Origin of the sequence: Segetibacter koreensis DSM 18137 (assembly GCF_000374045.1) — a bacterium.
GTDB lineage: Bacteria > Bacteroidota > Bacteroidia > Chitinophagales > Chitinophagaceae > Segetibacter > Segetibacter koreensis.
This window is the reverse complement of record NZ_KB893359.1, coordinates 31,962-51,387: the sequence shown is the minus strand read 5'-3', so window position 1 is coordinate 51,387 and position 19,426 is coordinate 31,962. Positions and strand designations below refer to the sequence as shown.

The following is a 19,426-nucleotide window of genomic DNA, read 5'->3' as shown; positions in this document are numbered from 1 at the left end:
CATTCTCATGGGTGGCGCTAAAATTAAAGCTTGCTAAATGAAAGAAGAAATGAGAAAAGAAACAAAAATAACAGATTCGCGTTTTGAAATCTTCGTTGAGCATATGAAGGTTAATAAAATGTATGAATTACCTGCCAATCCTCATTTCAAGTGGGCTATGATAGAACATAACGAGTATGGTTACTGCTGGACAATAGGATATAAAGGAATGTGTACCACGTTGTATTCAACCGATACAGAAAATAACATAAAGTATTGGAGCAAAGAGTCTGAGGCTAAAGCTGATTTGATTAGAAAGATTTGTACAGAAAGTTGAGCGTAACAAGAAATTTACAAACTTCTATTTATAAAAAAACGTTTCCCTTTATTATGTATTAACCCAATCCTAACGCAAATAATTTATTTATTATACATATAATTCTACTAACTGCCAGTTCAGCAACTTTTCTTTAATCATTTCCGTGATTAGCAGAGATTGTATTTTTTTGTAAAAGCCAGCCATTCAACTCACTAGCGTATAGTTAAAAGCACTAATGTGAATCAGTAGTGATGATGATGGCAATCATAAACAATGGAAAAGTGGAACAATACCTTTATTGAAACACTTTTTATGGAAAAGATATTACTAGCTATCGATAGCCAGAACGTAGATGCCAATGCAGTTCGCTTTGCCTGTTATCTTACGCGGCTCACCAATTCAAAACTTACTGGTATTTTCCTCGAAAACATTGTTATTGCAAAGGAAATAGTGATTAGTCAGACGGAAGAAACAACCTCGGTCGAATCTATTTCGATCACCGAATCCATTGAAGATAATATTGCTATTAGAGATGCAAATATTCGCCTGTTTAAGCATATGGCCGGGCAGGAAGGCGTGAAGGCTTTTGTTGAAGTTGATAATGGTATACCGGAAATTGATATTATAAGCAAAACGAGATTTGCGGATATATTGATTGTTGATGCAAGAACGTCATTTTCGGGAATGTATGAAGGTTTGCCCACACGGTTTGTAAAAGATATATTAAACAATGCTGAGTGTCCTGTAGTTATCGCTCCACAAACTTTTAGCAGTATCGACAATATAGTGTTTTGTTATAGTGGAAGTAAATCATCAGTATTTGCTATTAAACAGTTTACCTATTTATTTCCTGAGTTTAAAAACAAAAGAGTCAAGATAATTGATTTAAACGCTGAAAGCGAAATTGGCCCTGAAGAAGTGCAAACGGTTACAGCATGGCTCACATACCACTACCACGATGTTGAATTTGTCCGCCTGGAAGGAGATGTAACCGAAGCCTTTTTTAATTACCTGCTTAAAAAGAAAAATGACTTTGTTGTGATGGGCGCTTTTGGAAGAGGATTGCTTGCGTCATTTTTTGAAAATGATGCGGAGGATAATGGAAGAACTACCAGCTTGCCTGTTTTTGTTGCCCATTATTAATAAATGAATCCCCTTCGAAAAAAAATATTAAGATATTGAAAACAACTTTCATATGAAAACCGATTATTTAACACGAGAAGAATTAGTTGGAATGCAAAAGGAGAAAGGAAAAATCTGTATTTCCATTATCGTTCCCACCCACAGGCTGTCGCCTGAAAGAAGAGCAGATCCTGTAGAAGTTGAAAGAATGGTTAATAAGGCGAAAGAATATTTGCAATATAAATACGAAAAAGATGAGATAAAGCCCCTGATTGAATCACTTGATCAATTATATGGGCAAATTGATTTCGATCACAATGCGGAAGGAATCGGGTTGTTTGTTTCTCCCAACTTCAAACAACAGGTTCAGTTCTTTTTTCCGGTAGAAGAAAAGGTAATTATTACAGATTCCTTTGAGATCAGGGATTTGTTATACCAGGATTATTACTTACAACCCTATTTGGTATTGCTTTTAACCGAAAAAGAAGCAAAACTGTATAAGGGAAAGTTGAATGCTCTTGAGGAAATTAATGATGTTCATTTTCCAATGAAGCACGAAGATGATTATGAATATAACCGGCCTTCACGCGGGTCATCTTACGTTGGTAATGCTTTTACAAAGGAATTTGAAAGAGATAAATCACAACTTGAAGAAATGCGTTATGAGGATTTCTTACAACAGGCAGACGAGGTATTGAATACTTATGTTACTGATAATACTTGCCTGATAGTAGCAGGAGCGAACAAGGATGTATCTTATTTCAACAATATAACAAAGCACAAAAATATTGCAGGCGAAATGCACGGAAATTATACTTATATGCCATTAAAAGAATTGGCGGCATTAACATGGGAAGCAATGAGAGCATTCCTTGATGAAGCCAAACAGAAACTGGTCAGGGAATTTGAAGAAAAAATTGGACAACGACACGGAATTGCCGGAATTACAGACATCTGGAAAGCGGTAAAAGAGGGTAGGGGTTTAAAATTGTTAGTAGAAAAAGATTTTAGGCTCTCTGGTTTTTTAATAAAAAATGATGATTACAATTTATACCTGCATCCTGTTAGAGAAGATTATACAATACTGCCTGATGCCGTAAATACACTTATTGAAACAGCATTAGAAAAGGATGAGGAAGTAACACTAGTAGCAAATGGCGCGCTTGCCGCTCATCAACACATAGCCCTTATTACACGGTATTAAGAAGTCATTTCCGCGAACAAATTCGACCTTAAGGTGTAAGACTTTTCTTACACCTTTACTGTGCTGGTTATTTCATCAAGTAGTCTGTTTCGTATTCTTATCTGTTCATCCACTTTTTCACTTAACTCTTTGAGCGCATCGCGCACTGCTTGATCATAGCTGTCAGCCTTTCGCTCCACAATAAGCATTTCTCCATATATTGCCAGATCAATTTCGCACACTTGATAACGTGTGAGGCCGTCTGTTTGCTCATTGAAATATACCTCTGCTCTTTTAATCTCGTTATCTCGGTGATACAACTCTATTAATTCGTCTTTTACATAGTTGATTACCCATTCCTTAACCTCTCCATGAGGTGTATGAAATTCAATATTCATAACTGAAGATTTAAATTGTTAGCTAATTTTAAATAAATTTTTATTCTGCTTCCGGTCACCTTGCTCGTCGCATAAGATACTTAACAGGTTCAGAATAGGATTACCCATTACCAGAAAAAATAAGTACTTCCATTAATGACAACCTGTTTAAGTAAATCGCTTTTGATGTTTTTTATAAGACCTGATTTAGTCGTGTATGAAAAAGGGGTCATCGCTGCCTGATTTTAAGGCATAGGTTAACAGATTGCTTAAAGCTACTTCTGTTCTTTCATTAAGATGATGATAGCAATCACTGATGATTATGATATGGGTCAATAATTATTGCAGGAACACTAATCTATCTCAACCAAAACAATCAAATGGATAATAAAAGCGCATGTAGGAAAAATGAAAAAACGAATAAATTTACTTCAATGCCGGAGTCGATATGAACATCAATTATAAAAACTTATAGGATGAGTTAGAATGGAGAGTCCTTAATCAGCATTGAAGCATTAAGTTGCATAATGATGTAAATACAAATAACCAAAAAGGCAGTTAAAATACTTTAAAGCGTTCAAAACAAGCTTTTTCCAATGTTTCCCTATCTTCAGGGTGGGCGATATTAATCAGGGCTTTAGCACGCTGTCTGAGGTTTTTGCCAAATAAATAAGCAATGCCATATTCTGTTACTACGTAATGTACGTGAGCTCTTGTTGTAACTACTCCTGCACCAGGCTTTAAAGTAGCAACAATGCGGGCAATGCCTTTAGCTGTGCGCGATGGCAAGGCAATAATAGGCCTACCTCCTTCGCTTAGTGAAGCGCCTCTTATAAAATCCATTTGCCCGCCCACACCAGAAAACTGATAAGTACCAATAGAATCAGAACAAATTTGCCCTGTTATATCAATTTCAATAGCACTGTTTATAGCCACCATTTTATTATTTCGGCAAATTACATTAGGGTCATTTACATAATCAATATCTAAAAACTGGAAAAAAGGATTGTCATCCACATAATCGTATAACTTTCGCGTACCTAAAGCAAAAGCTGTTACTGCTTTGTTAGGATGAATTTTTTTATACTTATTCGTAATTACTTCCTTCTCAATTAAATCAATAACCCCATCTGAGCACATTTCTGTATGAATACCTAAGTCTTTATGATTGGTTAATGATTTTAGTACAGCGTTAGGTATCGTTCCAATGCCTGTTTGCAATGTGCTTCTGTTTTCAATTAAGCTGGCTACATACTCGCCAATCCTTAATTCCTCTTTTGTTTCTTCTATGCTTAGATTCGCTTCATAAAGCGGATCATCACAGGTAACCATCGCATAGAAGCGACTGCAGTGAATAAGACCATCGCCATGCGTTCTGGGTACATGGGGATTTACCTGTGCAATTACATATTTTGCATTGTTGACGGCCGATCGCGCAATGTCAACAGATAAACCTAAAGAGCAATAGCCATGTTTATCAGGTGGCGAAACCTGTACCAATGCAACATCTACAGGTAAAATATTTTGAGCAAAAAGATTGGGTATTTCACTTAAAAAAACAGGCACGTAATCCGCCCTTCCCTCACAAACTGCATTACGGACTGCTGCAGATACAAACAGGGAGTTAATACGAAAATTGTTTGCATATTCCGGTTTATCCACTTCGAGATCTCCATACACAGAGATGAAGACCAATTCAACATCTTTAAAACGACTTGCCCCCTTTGCAAGTTCTTTCAATAAAAAAGAGGGTGTTTGTGCACTTCCCTGTATAAACACCCTGTTTCCGGAATGAATAATAGATAAGGCATCCCAGGCATTTGTATAATTAACAGTCATTTTCATCGGCTAATACTTCTTTTGCCAAAATATTTATAATCGATAATTTCTACCCATGCTGGTAGCTTACCACTTATACGCCATCTAATACTTCTCAACCAACGGTCAAAACCAAGACTACAATAAGTTAATAATTTTTGTGTGCAATAACTATCGATAATATAGTTATCTTTTTTCATTAAGTTCTTCCTTATGTTTTCGTAACTGATGCTCTACATCGTTTATTACTTTTCGTAAGGCTTCTTCAAATGTTTCTTCGCGCTCTGTGGCAAACAGTGTTTTTTTAGGCACCAATAGCTTTGCTTCTATTTCGCAGTTTCTATCATGGTCATCATTAACTTTTCGCAGTACTACATCAATATTTTCAATTCGCTGATATAATTTGTCCAAATGTTCAAATTTTGAACGTATAAGTTCTTCAAGGCTTGTATCCGATTCGAAATGCGGAGTTTCAATATGTAAGATCATTTTCTTTTACGATTTTATTAATAAAATCATAAAGCTATCATACGTTAATTCATCTTCTTATGACACCCATCACAGGAAATACTGACCGTTGTCACTTGTCGCCTTTGTATTTTTTAAGTTAATCCTATAAATTCTGATGATCAGTTTTCAAAATAACTATTTACTCCTAATAGTTTTATGTTTATTCTACAAAATACCTGATAGGCCTTTTACCCAAGTAAGTATTGCAGAATAGTTTTATTTTTATTAGTATAAACCTTGTTATTGCTGCTGTGTAAGTAGCAAAGTGTATAAAGCAAAACGAAAATGGACGATGTCCGGCACTTATTAGATGTAGCACAACTTGCAGCACTTGAGGCGGGTAAAGTAATTATGGATGTCTACTTGTCTGAGACATTTTTAGCAGAACTGAAGCCAGATGAAACTCCTATAACAATTGCTGATAAAAGATCCCATTCCACCATACATAAACATCTTTCTAAAACAAATTTGCCGGTTTTTTCGGAAGAAGGGGTAAGTATTGACTTTGATGAAAGAAAAAACTGGGAGCACTTCTGGCTAATAGACCCACTTGATGGAACGAAAGAGTTCATTAATAAAAATGGAGAGTTTACAATTAATATTGCATTAGTAAGAAATAACAAGCCGATAGCAGGTGTAATATATGTGTCTTGCATGGATATTCTATACGTCGGTTCAAATGAAACAGGAGTGTTCAAAAAAGAAAAAGGAAAACAAATTGAGTTTAAACCGTTATCTGAAAGAAAGAAGTTTGATGAGCTGTTGCGAAAAGAACATTTAACAGCAGTAGCATCCAGGTCACATCTATCAAAAGAAACAATAGATTTTATAAATCAATTTGGAAATGTTACACTAAAGTCAATGGGCAGTGCCCTTAAGTTTATGTTGCTGCTTGAAAATCAGGCCGACATATACCCGAGATTGGGAACAACTATGGAATGGGATACCGCTGCTGCCCATGCTATTTTAAATGCTTCCAACCGGGGAGTGTATCATACAGATTTAAAAACAGAACTAGTCTATAACAAACCTGATCCTAAGAATCCATTTTTTATCGCTTTTTGATTTGTAATCATTCCTTTTGGACCTCTGTAAAACAAGCAAATGACGATGAAATTGAGTATGCATTTATTTATTTAGCCAACTTTAGTATTTTATGAAACTATTTGCACTTAACAGCAGTAAGACATTTGGAGAACTGGTAGCCAAACATCTGGGCCTTCCACTTGGCAAACATGAAGAAACAGAATTTGAAGATGGCGAGCATGAAAGCCGTCCGCTTGAGAGTGTACGAAATGAAGATGTTTATGTAATACAATCTTTGTATGCCGATAAGCACTTAAGCATAAATGACAAGCTTTGCCGTCTTCTTTTTTTTATCGGTGCTTTAAAAGATGCTTCAGCAAGAAAGGTGATCGCAGTTGTCCCTTACCTGTGTTATGCACGTAAAGACCAAAAGTCAGAACCGGGGGGACCGGTTACAACACGCTACGTAGCGGCATTGTTTGAAACGGTTGGCGCGGACCAGGTTTTAACCATAGATATACATAATATTTCCGCCTTTCAAAATGCTTTTAGATGCGCAACGGAAAATCTGGAGGCTAAAAAAATATTTATTGATCACTTGGTTCCTATTATTGCAGGGAAAGATATTGTTATTATGTCGCCAGATGTAGGTGGGGTAAAAAGAGCTGAACTTTTTCAAAAGGCACTGAACAAAAGAATACAAAAAGAATTTTCCTTAGTTTTTAAGGAAAAGTACCGAAAGGCAGGTGTAGTAACAGGTGAGACAATTGTAGGAGATGTAAAAGGTAAAACTGTTATCATTATTGATGATATGATTAGTACCGGCACTACTATTGCCCGCTCTGTCACCGCTTGCAAAAGTGCTGGGGCGAAAGGTGTAATAGCAGTAGTTACACATGGCATTTTTAGTGGCAGAGCTTGGGAAGTATTGAATGAAGAAGGTCTGGATCACATTGTTATCACCAATACCATTCCTCCTCTCAACCTCGAAAACAGGGAGCTAATGAATAAAATCACTGTTTTAGACGTCACACCATTATTTTCTGCTGCTATAGAAAGAATACAGGAGGGTGGCTCGATTACAGCGTTACTAAACGATTAAATAATATTATCCAGGCTAATTGTTATGCCAGTTGTTTAAAAAGACTATTTAAAAATACATTATGAAGAATGGGTATTGTTAGTTAGCCAGATGCAGTTAAAAGAAACCATAATGGAACAACGATGACAACTCATGAATAGTTAATAATCAAAAACGAACAAATAATACAATTTTGTTATAAAGTTAAATTCTGTAATTTTATAATCAATTGTAAAATCATCTGCTTTTAAATGGCAATGTGAGTATTGAAGTTCTATTTTTTTCAAATTCTTAATAGACTGACTTTATGATAAAAGAATATCCTCAAATAGATCAGGCTAGTTATAGGCTTTTGGTGGAAAACGTAAAGGATTATGCAATTTTTATGATTGATCCCGATGGCTATATAATTAGCTGGAATAAAGGAGCAGAACAAATTAAAGGCTATACCGAAAGTGAAATAATCGGTAAACATTTCTCGATTTTTTACACGAAGGAAGACTTCAAAAATCGGCATCACGAGCAGAACTTGAAAATGGCGAAAGAATTGGGCAAGGTTGAAGATGAGGGTTGGCGGGTTCGTAAAGACGGCTCCGTGTTTTGGGCAAATGTTGTATTCACAGCGCTAAAAGATTCGAGGGGAAAACTCATTGGATTTGGAAAGGTGACGCGTGATATGACAAGACGAAGAAAAGCGGAAGAAGAAATTAAAAGACTTAATTCAGAACTTAGGGTGCAGTTGCAGAGAAGCAAATCTGAAGTGCTGGATTATAGGCATGCAATAGATGAAGCGTCAATTGTAGCAATTACTGATCAAAAAGGAGTAATAAAATATGTCAATGACAATTTCTGTAAAATATCTAAATACGGCAAAGAGGAGTTAATCGGGCAGGACCACCGCATCATCAACTCCGGCTATCATTCTAAAGCATTTTTTCGTGATCTCTGGGAAACAATTACTACAGGCAAAGTATGGAGAGGCGAACTAAAAAACAAGGCAAAGGATGGGTCGTTTTATTGGGTAGACACTACCATCATTCCTTTTTTAGATGAAAACGAACAGCCTTACCAGTACCTGGCCATACGATCAGATATTACACAACGTAAACTTGCCGAAGAGCAAATCACGCGGATCAATGAAGGTCTTGAGAAGAAAATAAGAGAAAGAACACTCGAATTGACAGAAGCGCTGGAGCGTGAAAAGGAATTAAGTGAACTGAAATCTCGTTTTGTTTCCATGGCCTCACATGAATTCAGAACACCTTTAAGCGCTATCCTTTCAAGTGTCGGATTAGTGGAACATTATATAGACCCTGAGCACGATGAGAAACGGCGCAAGCATATAGAACGTATTAAGTCCTCGGTGAGAAACCTCACAGACATACTTAACAATTTCCTTTCATTAGACAAGCTCGAGCAAGGTAAGGTTGAAGTTAAAAGTATCAATTTTAATCTTCATGAGTTTATGGAGGATATTATTGAAGAAATGGATGGCATGTTGCAGAAGAAAAAACAGCAAATCAGGTACATGTACAATGGCCCGCCTGAAGAAGTGCTGCAGGATAAAAAAATACTTAGAAATGTATTATTAAATCTTCTTTCAAACGCAGTCAAGTATTCTCCGGAAGAAAAGGAAATTTATATTACAGTAGATAAAAAAGGCGAAAAAGTTTTTATTTCTATACGCGATGAAGGTATTGGTATTCCTTTAGAGGCTCAAAAGGATATGTTCTCCAAATTTTTCAGGGCAAACAATACAATTAATATACAAGGCACTGGGCTCGGATTAAACATTGTAAAAAAATATGTTGAACTACTGGAGGGAGATATCTATTTTTTGAGCAAAGAAAATGAAGGTTCAACTTTTACGGTCGAATTTCCCGCTCGTATAAATGCAGATTCTTCACAGGTTATTAATCCTGATATTTCGAACATTTAAGACGCTTGTTTACTTCACAAACGGGGTGAAAGCAGGCAGTACACAACTTTTCTTTCCTTAGCAATAAATGCTGCCTTTAAAAACAGCCATCAAACAATAGGATCATCCCTTAGTATAAAACGCTATATTAATTCCTGCTTATAATTATTCATCACTCTGATTAAACTCATATCTATTTTTTCATCTAACAAATAGCTTTGTTTGATAGATGGAAAAGATATTGATTATAGAAGATAATGCTGAAATAAGAGAAAATACTGAAGAGCTGCTTTTGCTAAATAACTATACTGTGCTTGTGGCAGAGAACGGAAGGGCAGGATTTGAATTGGCAAAAAGTTATCAACCCGACCTTATTCTTTGCGATATGATGATGCCTGAAACAGATGGTAGCTTTTTTTTGAAGTTGGCTAAAGAGGATGATACTGTTCGTAATATTCCTCTCATCTTTTTTTCTGCTGGTTCTTTTTGCCCAGAGGTTCAAAGAAATTTAATAAAAGGAGCGAATGAATATTTGCAAAAACCTTTTACAAAGGAAGAGCTTCTTATAACCATTAAAAAAGGATTAGATACAAAAAATAGCAATGTCAACGTAACGCCTTCATCAGTCGATTTATCTAATGAGAATGATAACATGTTGATGAAGTAATTAGAAATGTATCCTCTACTCCACAGTTCATGATGCCTTTTTTAGCTGTAATGCCTTTTTTTTCTTTGGCTAAAAATTTACCAGCAAACTTTCAAGGATTAAAGCAGTTGTGTAAACGATCATATAAATACTGATTTAACTCACCCCTCATACTGACCTCAGACGTTGCTTTATGGTGTTGTAAAAGATAGATTTGTTATCGAAAATAATTTTTTCATTTAAAACCAAAAGTTATGGCAACGAATGCATTAACAAGACCTACACGCACATTTCCATCTGTATTTGATGATTTTTTCAAACCCTGGAACGAATGGTTCGATAAAGAGAGCATCTTTCCCGGTACAGTTACCGTACCCGCTGTAAATATTGCTGAAAATGAAAAAGAATACAAAGTTTCAGTAGCGGCACCTGGTTTAAAGAAAGAAGATTTCAAAATAGACGTCGAGGGGAATATGATTGCTATCAGTTCAGAAAAGGAAGAAGAAAAAGAAGAAAAAGAGGGTAAATCTACACGTAGAGAATATAATTATTCTTCGTTCTCACGCAGCTTCACCCTGCCTGAAGATGTAAACAAAGATAGTATTGCAGCTTCTTATACTGATGGCGTATTGCAACTTATATTGCCTAAGAAAGAAGAAGTTAAAAAGACTGCATCGAATAAACAAATTGCTGTACAGTAAGCGCATCTGGTGGATTAAAAACCCCTGCTACTAAAACTGGCAGGGGTTTTTAATTGAGTTGCTTTTGCTTACGAGACCTTGTAAAATTATTTGTATGAAACTTATTTACACTATTATATTATTAATAGGAGTAACTGTGCTTCAGCGTTGTGGTGCAGGAGAAACAAAAAGAAATCAACAGCAAAAGATATCGCAGCAACCAATAATAAACCCTTCCGTTGCCAGCGTTTTTGCTATACAAAAATTAAATCAAGCGCCTGTTTTATGTTATCATAACATTCACGATGTAACCATCGGAGCCGGTTCTGATTATACAGTAAGTACAAACGCTTTTAAAGCACAGGTAAAAATACTGGCAGACAGTGGTTATCATACGATTTTGCCGGCACAATTATGGACCTATTTGATTGATGGTACACCATTGCCTCCCAAACCTATTATGTTTACTTTTGATGATACTCACAGAGAACATTATTCAATTGCAGCGCTGGAACTGGAAAAATATGGTTTTAAAGGTGTTTTTTTTATAATGACGGTATGCGTAGGAAAGCCTGGATATATGACAGCCGGGCAATTAAAAGCACTTTCGGAAAAAGGACATATTATAGGTGGTCATACATGGGATCACTTTGATCTGAGAACGTTACACGATAAGGATTGGGTAGTGCAATTAGACAAACCTAACCTTTACCTGGAGAAAATTATAGGCAAGCCGGTACAAAGCTTTGCTTACCCTTTTGGCGCGTGGAATGATGCAGCTATTGATGAATTAAAAAAGCGTGGGATAAAAGAGGCTTTTCAATTATCAGGAAAGCAAAGCGAAAAAGAACCATTATACACTATACGGCGAATACTTGTTGCAGGTAACTGGTCAACAAAACAGTTACTATCTGCAATTAAAACTTCTTTTAAATAAAGTTTTTATAAAGAAACTTCTTAAGTTTTAAAGGGTGCCATTACTGGTATTGAATATAAATAGGCTGTGGATATAGTTTTAATATTTCTTCTGGTTTCATTAACACTGGCCATTTAGGAACCTGAACATCATTTTTATAAAATAGTTTAAATCCGGTAAATTGAACAGGCTCTCCTGCAATGAAGTGTTTATACGTATCAATTTTTTTTGCCGGGTATCCAAAGCCATCCATATTCATTACTATTTGCACCTGTGGTCGGGTTTCTATTTTTGTATAATTAGTAACCATGGCTTTTGTAAAACGGTGAACTACCAGGATTTTAGGAGGCAGCTTATACTCCTGCACCAACTGCCCCAGGTAATCTGAAGCATAGTTGATATCTTCTGCATCAAAAGTTCCGATAACACTACACGGAACTTCTCCGTACTTCATAGAATATTCAGGATCTATACCTAGGTGTACATTCGGAAGTGTAAGATATTTTTTTAACAAAGGTATTTCTTGCTGCACTGTGCTATGGCCGACTTGTATATCAAGAAAGACAATAGCGTTGATTTTTTTTGCGATTTCCAAAATACGGTCTATTTGGCGAGGCGGCATACGTAAATTGTAATTGCCACTTGCTCCTGGTTTTCGTTGTGCTGTTACAGCCACATAATGTAGAGCGGGTTGTACACGTGTTAAGGTATCTGCTACTTCCCATTTTTTCACTTCACCCTGAAGCTTCGCTAGCATTTGATCGGGTGGTAATGCACCAAGTATTCCCATGCCGGCAGAATACAGGTTTCCATAATAAGCAACAATTCTTTTAAAAGGAAGTATAGCACCGGGTAGGGGATAGGCTGTTTTTACCGGCCATCCCCCATTCGGATTATTATGTGCCAGTCTCGCCACTATCCTCTTGTATAAAGCTGTGTCAAGCTTGGCTGTATCTTTATCTGTGCTATCTAAAATATGAGTTGGTTGAAAGTTGCCCCTAGTGTTTATAAAATTCTGTGTATTTACATTTATTCGTTGATTACAATAAATACAACCCATGCAAAATATTAATAGAATGAATTCTACCTTTTTGTGAATTCTGTTAAGTAAGAAAGAGATAAATATGTTTTTACTTATTTCCATATTAATAGCCGGAGGTCGATTAATAGTATTTCAACTGTTTTTTTATATGATATGTATTAATTGATGATGTCTTTCCCTAATGATATATTGCTAATTGAACTAACAAATTGAGAAAGAAAAGTCGCCACTTATTTTTTATGGCGACTCTTATGATGAAATATAAATCATATTAAATATCTATCATTAAGTTGCATATTCTATTGGTTCTTCATGTACAATATTGTTTTGTTGTTTTCTTTTCCAGTTGATGTTCAATAAAATAGCACCAAAGGCAGTACAGACTAATGCAAGCATTACCAAAGGACCAAAAAACGGAGTGTATGAAACTACTTTAAGAACTATAAACACACCGAAGGCAGTAAAGACCAAATGCCTGTATTTCCAGTTAGATTTGTAGCGGTTATTGATCCAGTTAGAAGCAACAACAGAAGTAATAACAGTTGACAGCAGAATTAGCATGATATAGGCAGATGCAAGCATAATTGCTATAGGTATTCCAATCACGGTTACCATTAATATAATTGTGGCTATAGGTACACTTATTAAAAACAATAACCCATACCCTGCAGATTTGACGGCGGTGTTAAAGACAGTTTCTGCTGATTTTTGCATTGTGCGGCTAAACAGATATTGTACAAGTGCTATCATCAACAGGGCCATACCAACGTACCATAATAAACCTATTATAGTTGCAAAACCAAAAAAATACCATTCTCCGCTTGTTACTTTTAAAGAGGGATCGAAAATAGCACTTCCGTTTTTTACTGACTGTCTAAAATCCAACGTTCCTCGCCTGTCCCAATAACGGACATCATTATTAAATGAAGCATTATTGCCAATTGCAATTTGCTGGGCAGCCAGAATGGTTTTACCCATTACTGTACCATTCATTTCTATTTGTCCTCCGCGGCAATCCAGTCCTTTTTCTGCAATCCCGTTAAAAACAATATTGCCACCAAAAGCATTGGCATTTCCCTTGATCGTGCCGTTGACAATTATATTGCCGCCACTGCTCATCAATCCTTTGTTTACAATAACATCCTTATCTATTTCTATTCTTCCACCGGTCACAAAAAGTTCTCCTCCTACATTTTTTCGTACATACATTTGACCGCCTGCGCAGCGTATGTCATCGCCTACATTTCCATTTATTGTGGCTGTGCCACCGGCCAATAAAACATCATTAGCCACACTGTCATTAATGGTAATATTTCCACCTGCTATTATCAGATCTCCATAAATGGGAGCATCTATAGTAACAGTTCCGCCTGCTACATACAGATTGTCGTAAAACGGGGTGTTAATTACTACATTATCACCTGATTTTATTTGATAAGCTTTTGCGTTACTAATTACAGTTAACAGCAAAAGGAGTGAAATTAGTTGTTTCATATCCTTCTGTTTTTTTGTGGTAGATTTTAAAATGAATTGTTTGCTGTACTATTATTCTTCTTTGGTTGCGTCGCACAACTCTTAGGCTAAATATGTATTCCGCTTTGCCAATTTTTTTATAATCCCTCATCAAAATAAGTTCATCCAGTATCCATTAGCAATGAGGAAGGTTACTTTATCGAATGACAGTCGTCATTCTTCGGTATATATGGTTTTTGCTTATTTTAGTTTTAACAAATAACCGACTGCTGCGGCAAGAGAACCGGTTTTATTTTCTCCATCTGTTTGAGGGTGTGTTTGTATATTGGTAAGACCTATAATAGCCCTGCCTTCGAAAAAAATATTTCCGTGGCCGATAGGGTATTGTAGCCCTCCACCTCCTTGTATGCCAGCATTTACAGTTTTGATACTTTCCTTAATATTTACTGTATTATTGAAAGAAACAGGTGGAAGCACATACCCATATTGCATCAGAGCAGTACTGCCAGATGGATCAAGATATAATAGGCTGTTGCCGCTGGTTTTGGTTTTGGCCTGAAGTAAAAAAGCAATGTGTGGACCAAAACAAGCGTAATATTTCAACTTCGTACCAAATGTCAGTTTGGCTAATAAAGGGATTTCCAGATAGTTTAAAATAGTTTCACTTTTAAAGCGGGCGTATAAATCGGTACCGGGAGGTAAACCGGTGCCTCTAAATGCTTCTGATGGCACTGGTTGTAAGCCTCTACGTTGTCCTCCCTGCGGAGAAAAATTGATTTCAGGCTGTAGGGAAATTAATGGTGTTAGTTTGAAGTTGACCGCTAAACCTGCATAGATTCCCCGGCGCGATGTATATCCTTTGCTTTGCTCATTGTTGCCCTTTAAGTCGGGGATGCTAATGCCTGCTTTTGCTCCAATGAATACTTGCGCATTTGATGAAAAGTAAAACGGCAGAAAAATAATTATGAATAAAATTTTGATACTGGCTCTTTTTCTTATTGATTTCGTTGCGTGCGTTGTGACGCTTTATCTCGAGGAAAAAAAATTAAGTCTAAAAAAGTTAAAGCAACGATTTCTTGGGCTTTTCCGTAATGATCGTGATCATCAAGATGTATGATGTAACGCAGTACATAAAGCATGATATAGGTTGTGCCTAAAGAGAGCGATAGTATCTAACAAAAAGCGGTTTGTTATTAAACTTACTGATATTAACCACTATTTTTTAACATCTAAAATAGATATAAGTATGCTTTTTATTTAAAATAGGTTGAAACAATGGGCTTTGAATAGGTAGTCATATTATTTATATCATAATATATACTGATGTACGTCATTCTTTTGAAAAATTTATAGATGTTTTTTTGTAAATGTAAAAGAGAAGTAATTGAGTTTTTTACTATCTCAACAACAACGGGTTTATTATTATTAATTAAAAAAAAATGTTTTTATGAAAAAGAAACTTTTAATCTGCATGTTGGTTTTAGCTTTTCCCCTGTCCGAATTGTTTTCACAGGTAAAAGATTCAATTGTTCAGTTGGCACCTGTTACAGTTACTTCTACTGCCATGGTTACTAAAGAAGTGAATAAGGCTTTTAGAAAATCATTTCCTGACGCGCAGGACCTCAAATGGTACAGGCAGGATAAAGATTACCTAGCCAAATTTATTATGAATGATATGGATCATAACGCACTTTTTAAGAAAAATGGCTACTTGAAATATGACGTCGCTTTCGGCAGTGAAAAAAATCTTCCCGATGCAATACGGCAACAGATACAATCAGCGTATGAAGAATTTAAAATTACGAGAGCTTTTAACGTAAAAGAATCTAACCGGGATATTTGGGTAGTGAACCTGGAGGGATTGAAAAACTACGTGATGGTACGGGTTGAAGACGGTGAATTAGAAGAAGTGAACAAATTTAAAAAGGCATCATAATAGCAATAAAACTATCTCATACAATCATTGACGGTTAACCCAACTATCAGTACTAAAGGGTTTTTGTACTGATAGTTTTTGTACTGATAGTTAAGTTATAAGGTTTGAAGAAATAATAATTGGAGGTACAGCGAACAAATTATGACATTCTATTAAGCCAAACATTCGGTTACATATTTTTTTAATGTAGTAATGAAAATTGAGTTTATAGGTTTTATCACCATTGTATGAGTCAGAACAGCAATAACTCTTTAAAGCCAGGCAGGCAGCAGCAAGTTCCACCAAAAAAGAAGTGGTTTAACTGGTGGGTTTATTTATTAATGCTTGCTATAATACTGCTGCCCTCAATATTAAATCCTTCTTCAGAAGGAAAAGAAATAACGTGGCAACAATTTCAAAAGGATATACTAAGCCGTAAGGCTGTCGAGAAAATTGTAGTGATAAACAACGAAAAAGCGGAAGTGTACATTAAAAAAGAATTCGCTAATGATCCTCAATTTAAAGATGCTTTTACAAGACCAGTTGGAAGTGCCTTGAATTTGGGGCCACATTATTCCTTTAATATTGGATCAGTCGAATCGTTTGAGAGAAAATTAGATGAAGCTGAAAAAAATGTTGCCGCAAACGATAAAATTGATGTGAGTTATATAAAGAAGAGGAGTTGGTTTTGGGATATTATGGGTACAATTCTTCCCTTCATCCTGCTTTTTGTACTATGGAATTTTTTACTTGGCAGGGCAAGTGGTATGGGAACCGGTGGTGGCTCTTCTATTTTCAATTTTGGAAAATCTACGGCTACTTTAATTGAAAAGGAAAAAAGCAACATAACTTTTGATGATGTAGCAGGGCTTGAAGAAGCTGAGATGGAAGTGAAGGAGATTGTCGATTTTTTAAAAAAACCTGAGTTTTTTACAAAGTTAGGGGCGAAAATTCCAAAGGGTGTGATACTGGTTGGGTTGCCGGGGACAGGGAAAACATTACTGGCAAAAGCTGTTGCGGGAGAGGCCCAGGTGCCTTTCTTTTCCATTTCAGGTTCAGAATTTATCGAAATGTTTGTAGGGGTTGGTGCATCAAGGGTTCGTGATTTATTTAAGAAAGCGAAGGAAAAGGCGCCGTGTATTATTTTTATTGATGAGATAGACGCCATTGGTAGGTCGAGAGGTAAAGGTGCTTTTATAGGAGGTGACAATGATGAAAGAGAAAGTACTTTAAATCAGTTGCTTACAGAAATGGATGGTTTTGGTACCAATAGTGGAGTAATTGTGTTGGCAGCTACAAACCGTGCTGACATGCTTGATCCGGCATTGCTAAGGCCCGGAAGGTTTGACAGGCACATTTATCTGGAGCTTCCAAACCTGAAAGAACGGGAAGAGATTTTTAAAGTTCATCTGCGCCCACTTGTACTGGATGAAACAATAGATGTCGAACTTCTTGCATCCCAAACTCCTGGTTTTTCAGGTGCTGATATTGCCAACATTTGTAACGAAGCTGCTTTAATTGCAGCGCGAAATAAAAAAGCGAAAATTGGAAAACAGGACTTTTTTGATGCAATTGACAGAGTGGTCGCGGGAGCTGAAAGGAAAAGTAAAATCATTTCGCCTGAAGAAAAGAAAATAATTGCTTATCACGAAGCCGGACATGCTGTCGTTAGCTGGTTATTGAAACAGGTTGATCCATTGGTAAAAGTATCCATCATTCCGAGAGGTAAATCTTTAGGTGCATCATGGTATTTACCAGAGGAAAAACAATTAAGGACTGAGTCTGCTTTCGTAGAGCATTTGTGTGCCACATTAGGCGGCCGGGCATCGGAAGAAGTTATGTTTGGCGAAGTGTCATCCGGAGCTTTGGATGACCTGGAAAAAGTAACAAAGGAAGCATACATGATGGTAGTGTATTATGGCTTCAATAAAAAAATTGGCAACATCAGTTTCTATGATTCTACTGGTCAGCGGGATACTGGTTTTCAAAAACCATACAGTGAAGAAACAGCAAAGCTAATTGATGAAGAAGTTCGAAAACTGGTGGAAGGAGCATATGACAGGTCAAAAGAAATATTACAGCAAAACAAAGACCTTCTAGTTGAACTGGCAGAGCTTTTAATAAAAAAAGAAGTTCTTTTTAAAGAAGACCTTGAAAATATTTTAGGTAAACGAGCCGCTGAGAAAACGACTGCGGCACAAACAATACAAAAAGTGCCAACTGCTGCCTTGCAGTAGTTTTTAAAGGGAGCTTTAATATGACCAGAATCACTTAATTGTATTATTACGGTCAATTAAATTAGCTTGCAGAGGAGGTAGTTTTGTTGTTTCTTCTCAACTAAAACTACGAAAATGGAAAATTCAATATCCCATCACTCTGACGATCTTATTTATCCGGGAGAATACGTGCCCTTGCTGAAAGAGGAGCAAATAAAGGAAGAATTAAAACGGCTGGATAAAGCTGACACATTTCTCCCGGCCGTAAACGTAGCAGAATTAGACAACGCATTTAAAGTGGAAGTGGCCATACCGGGCGTAAAAAGAGAGGAATTTCTTATACAAGCAGATGAAAATATTTTGTCTGTTTGTGTGATGCATATAGAATGCGATGTAAGTGAACCTGAAAATTTTCACTTACATGAATTTAATTATGACTGTTTTAAAAGGCAAATTACGCTACCAAAAAATGTGGATGCGGAATTTGCGGGTGCGGAGTACAGAGAAGGAATACTGCGTTTGCTTGTACCTAAAACAAGGCGGCCTGCAAAAAACATACACAAAACAATTGTAGTGTATTAATGATTTGCATTCGCAATTCATTAATACAAAGCTTCTTAAAAAATGAGTGTCTCTCTCCTAAAAGAAACAACAGCAAATGAAAGCTGTAAACAAAATAGCGATCAAAGCCAAAGAAGAGGACTAGCCTCTAAGTACAATCTAAAGGATCTGTATTGGCGAAAATCAATTTTATTAAAATATTCACCCTAAAATATTTATAACATGGATCCTCAAATGTTTTGCCAGAGCTGTACAATGCCCATTGACAATATTAATGACAGGGGTACCGAAAAAGATGGTTCAAAAAGCAGCGAGTATTGCAAGTATTGTTACCAGAATGGTGCATTTATAAATCCGGATATGACGATGGAACAAATGAAGTCATTTCTTGCTGCTCAAATGCCGAAAATGAACATTCAAGCTGATATTATTGAAAAGTCACTTAATATTCTTCCGTATTTAAAACGCTGGCAAAAAGTAAAAGCATAATATAAAACTGTAAATATAATTATTACAATACAAGATGTAAGGCAAAGTCCGTATGCTTATAACAAGTCATTTAAAAACATTTGTCATTATTTTAAAGACCCTTAGATAAGTATCATTATTTATATTAAAACGGACTTTCGAAATTGACAGAGATT

General features: G+C 36.2%; 19 protein-coding genes. 13 read left to right on the top strand and 6 right to left on the bottom strand.

The window, feature by feature from the left end; all coding sequences use genetic code 11:
* The first annotated feature begins 37 nt into the window (after positions 1-37).
* The 3 genes from B154_RS0121580 to B154_RS0121570 all read left to right on the top strand — a co-directional run bounded on the left by B154_RS0121580 (position 38) and on the right by B154_RS0121570 (position 2,624).
* The gene (locus tag B154_RS0121580; protein WP_018616440.1) at positions 38-316 is read left to right on the top strand and encodes a hypothetical protein; all 279 of its coding nucleotides are present in this window, start codon (positions 38-40) and stop codon (positions 314-316) included.
* Between the two features lie 294 nt (positions 317-610).
* Positions 611-1,441: a universal stress protein gene (locus B154_RS0121575; RefSeq protein WP_169337688.1), complete on the top strand. Its 831-nt coding sequence runs from the start codon at positions 611-613 to the stop codon at positions 1,439-1,441.
* Between the two features lie 52 nt (positions 1,442-1,493).
* Positions 1,494-2,624, top strand: coding sequence for a baeRF3 domain-containing protein (locus B154_RS0121570; RefSeq protein ID WP_018616436.1), 1,131 nt, complete (start codon positions 1,494-1,496; stop codon positions 2,622-2,624).
* Positions 2,625-2,671: 47 nt separating this feature from the next.
* Here B154_RS0121570 and B154_RS0121565 read toward each other — a convergent pair whose 3' ends face one another.
* The 3 genes from B154_RS0121565 to hpf form a co-directional block, all read right to left on the bottom strand.
* Positions 2,672-3,001 carry a hypothetical protein gene (locus B154_RS0121565; protein WP_018616434.1) on the bottom strand — a complete coding sequence of 110 codons (330 nt, stop codon included), beginning with the start codon at positions 2,999-3,001 and terminating at the stop codon, positions 2,672-2,674.
* 537 nt (positions 3,002-3,538) lie between these two features.
* Positions 3,539-4,825 (bottom strand): acetyl-CoA hydrolase/transferase family protein, encoded by a 1,287-nt coding sequence (locus B154_RS0121560; RefSeq protein WP_018616433.1) that lies wholly within the window; start codon positions 4,823-4,825, stop codon positions 3,539-3,541.
* 159 nt (positions 4,826-4,984) lie between these two features.
* Positions 4,985-5,287 carry a ribosome hibernation-promoting factor, HPF/YfiA family gene (hpf, locus tag B154_RS0121550; protein WP_018616431.1) on the bottom strand — a complete coding sequence of 101 codons (303 nt, stop codon included), beginning with the start codon at positions 5,285-5,287 and terminating at the stop codon, positions 4,985-4,987.
* 306 nt (positions 5,288-5,593) lie between these two features.
* Between hpf and cysQ the strand changes: the two genes are divergently transcribed.
* From cysQ to B154_RS0121520, 6 genes are all read left to right on the top strand, one after another.
* A complete protein-coding gene (cysQ, locus tag B154_RS0121545; protein WP_018616430.1) occupies positions 5,594-6,373 on the top strand; it encodes a 3'(2'),5'-bisphosphate nucleotidase CysQ in 780 nt (259 codons plus the stop codon).
* 91 nt (positions 6,374-6,464) lie between these two features.
* On the top strand, positions 6,465-7,436 hold the full coding sequence (locus B154_RS0121540; RefSeq protein WP_018616429.1) for a ribose-phosphate diphosphokinase: 972 nt from the start codon (positions 6,465-6,467) through the stop codon (positions 7,434-7,436).
* A gap of 286 nt (positions 7,437-7,722) precedes the next feature.
* Entirely contained in the window at positions 7,723-9,354 is a 1,632-nt protein-coding gene (locus B154_RS29425; RefSeq protein ID WP_018616428.1) for a sensor histidine kinase, read from the top strand.
* A 208-nt stretch (positions 9,355-9,562) separates the two neighbouring features.
* A complete protein-coding gene (locus tag B154_RS29420) occupies positions 9,563-10,000 on the top strand; it encodes a response regulator (protein WP_018616427.1) in 438 nt (145 codons plus the stop codon).
* Between the two features lie 233 nt (positions 10,001-10,233).
* A complete protein-coding gene (locus B154_RS0121525; RefSeq protein WP_018616426.1) occupies positions 10,234-10,680 on the top strand; it encodes an Hsp20/alpha crystallin family protein in 447 nt (148 codons plus the stop codon).
* Positions 10,681-10,774: 94 nt separating this feature from the next.
* Positions 10,775-11,596, top strand: a complete 822-nt coding sequence (locus B154_RS0121520; protein WP_018616425.1) for a polysaccharide deacetylase family protein — start codon at positions 10,775-10,777, stop codon at positions 11,594-11,596.
* A 40-nt stretch (positions 11,597-11,636) separates the two neighbouring features.
* On the opposite strand, the gene B154_RS0121515 is transcribed toward B154_RS0121520, so the two are convergent.
* From B154_RS0121515 to B154_RS32000, 3 genes are all read right to left on the bottom strand, one after another.
* Entirely contained in the window at positions 11,637-12,635 is a 999-nt protein-coding gene (locus tag B154_RS0121515) for a hypothetical protein (RefSeq protein WP_018616424.1), read from the bottom strand.
* Between the two features lie 267 nt (positions 12,636-12,902).
* Positions 12,903-14,111, bottom strand: coding sequence for a hypothetical protein (locus B154_RS0121510; protein ID WP_018616423.1), 1,209 nt, complete (start codon positions 14,109-14,111; stop codon positions 12,903-12,905).
* 219 nt (positions 14,112-14,330) lie between these two features.
* Positions 14,331-15,008 carry a porin family protein gene (locus tag B154_RS32000; protein WP_281166893.1) on the bottom strand — a complete coding sequence of 226 codons (678 nt, stop codon included), beginning with the start codon at positions 15,006-15,008 and terminating at the stop codon, positions 14,331-14,333.
* Between the two features lie 529 nt (positions 15,009-15,537).
* Between B154_RS32000 and B154_RS0121495 the strand changes: the two genes are divergently transcribed.
* From B154_RS0121495 to B154_RS0121480, 4 genes are all read left to right on the top strand, one after another.
* A complete protein-coding gene (locus B154_RS0121495) occupies positions 15,538-16,026 on the top strand; it encodes a hypothetical protein (protein ID WP_018616420.1) in 489 nt (162 codons plus the stop codon).
* 227 nt (positions 16,027-16,253) lie between these two features.
* Positions 16,254-18,242 (top strand): ATP-dependent zinc metalloprotease FtsH, encoded by a 1,989-nt coding sequence (ftsH, locus tag B154_RS0121490; RefSeq protein WP_018616419.1) that lies wholly within the window; start codon positions 16,254-16,256, stop codon positions 18,240-18,242.
* Between the two features lie 114 nt (positions 18,243-18,356).
* Complete coding sequence (locus B154_RS29415) at positions 18,357-18,803, top strand: Hsp20/alpha crystallin family protein (protein WP_018616418.1); 447 nt, start codon at positions 18,357-18,359, stop codon at positions 18,801-18,803.
* A gap of 201 nt (positions 18,804-19,004) precedes the next feature.
* The gene (locus B154_RS0121480) at positions 19,005-19,271 is read left to right on the top strand and encodes a zinc ribbon domain-containing protein (protein ID WP_018616417.1); all 267 of its coding nucleotides are present in this window, start codon (positions 19,005-19,007) and stop codon (positions 19,269-19,271) included.
* The last annotated feature ends 155 nt before the right edge of the window (positions 19,272-19,426 follow it).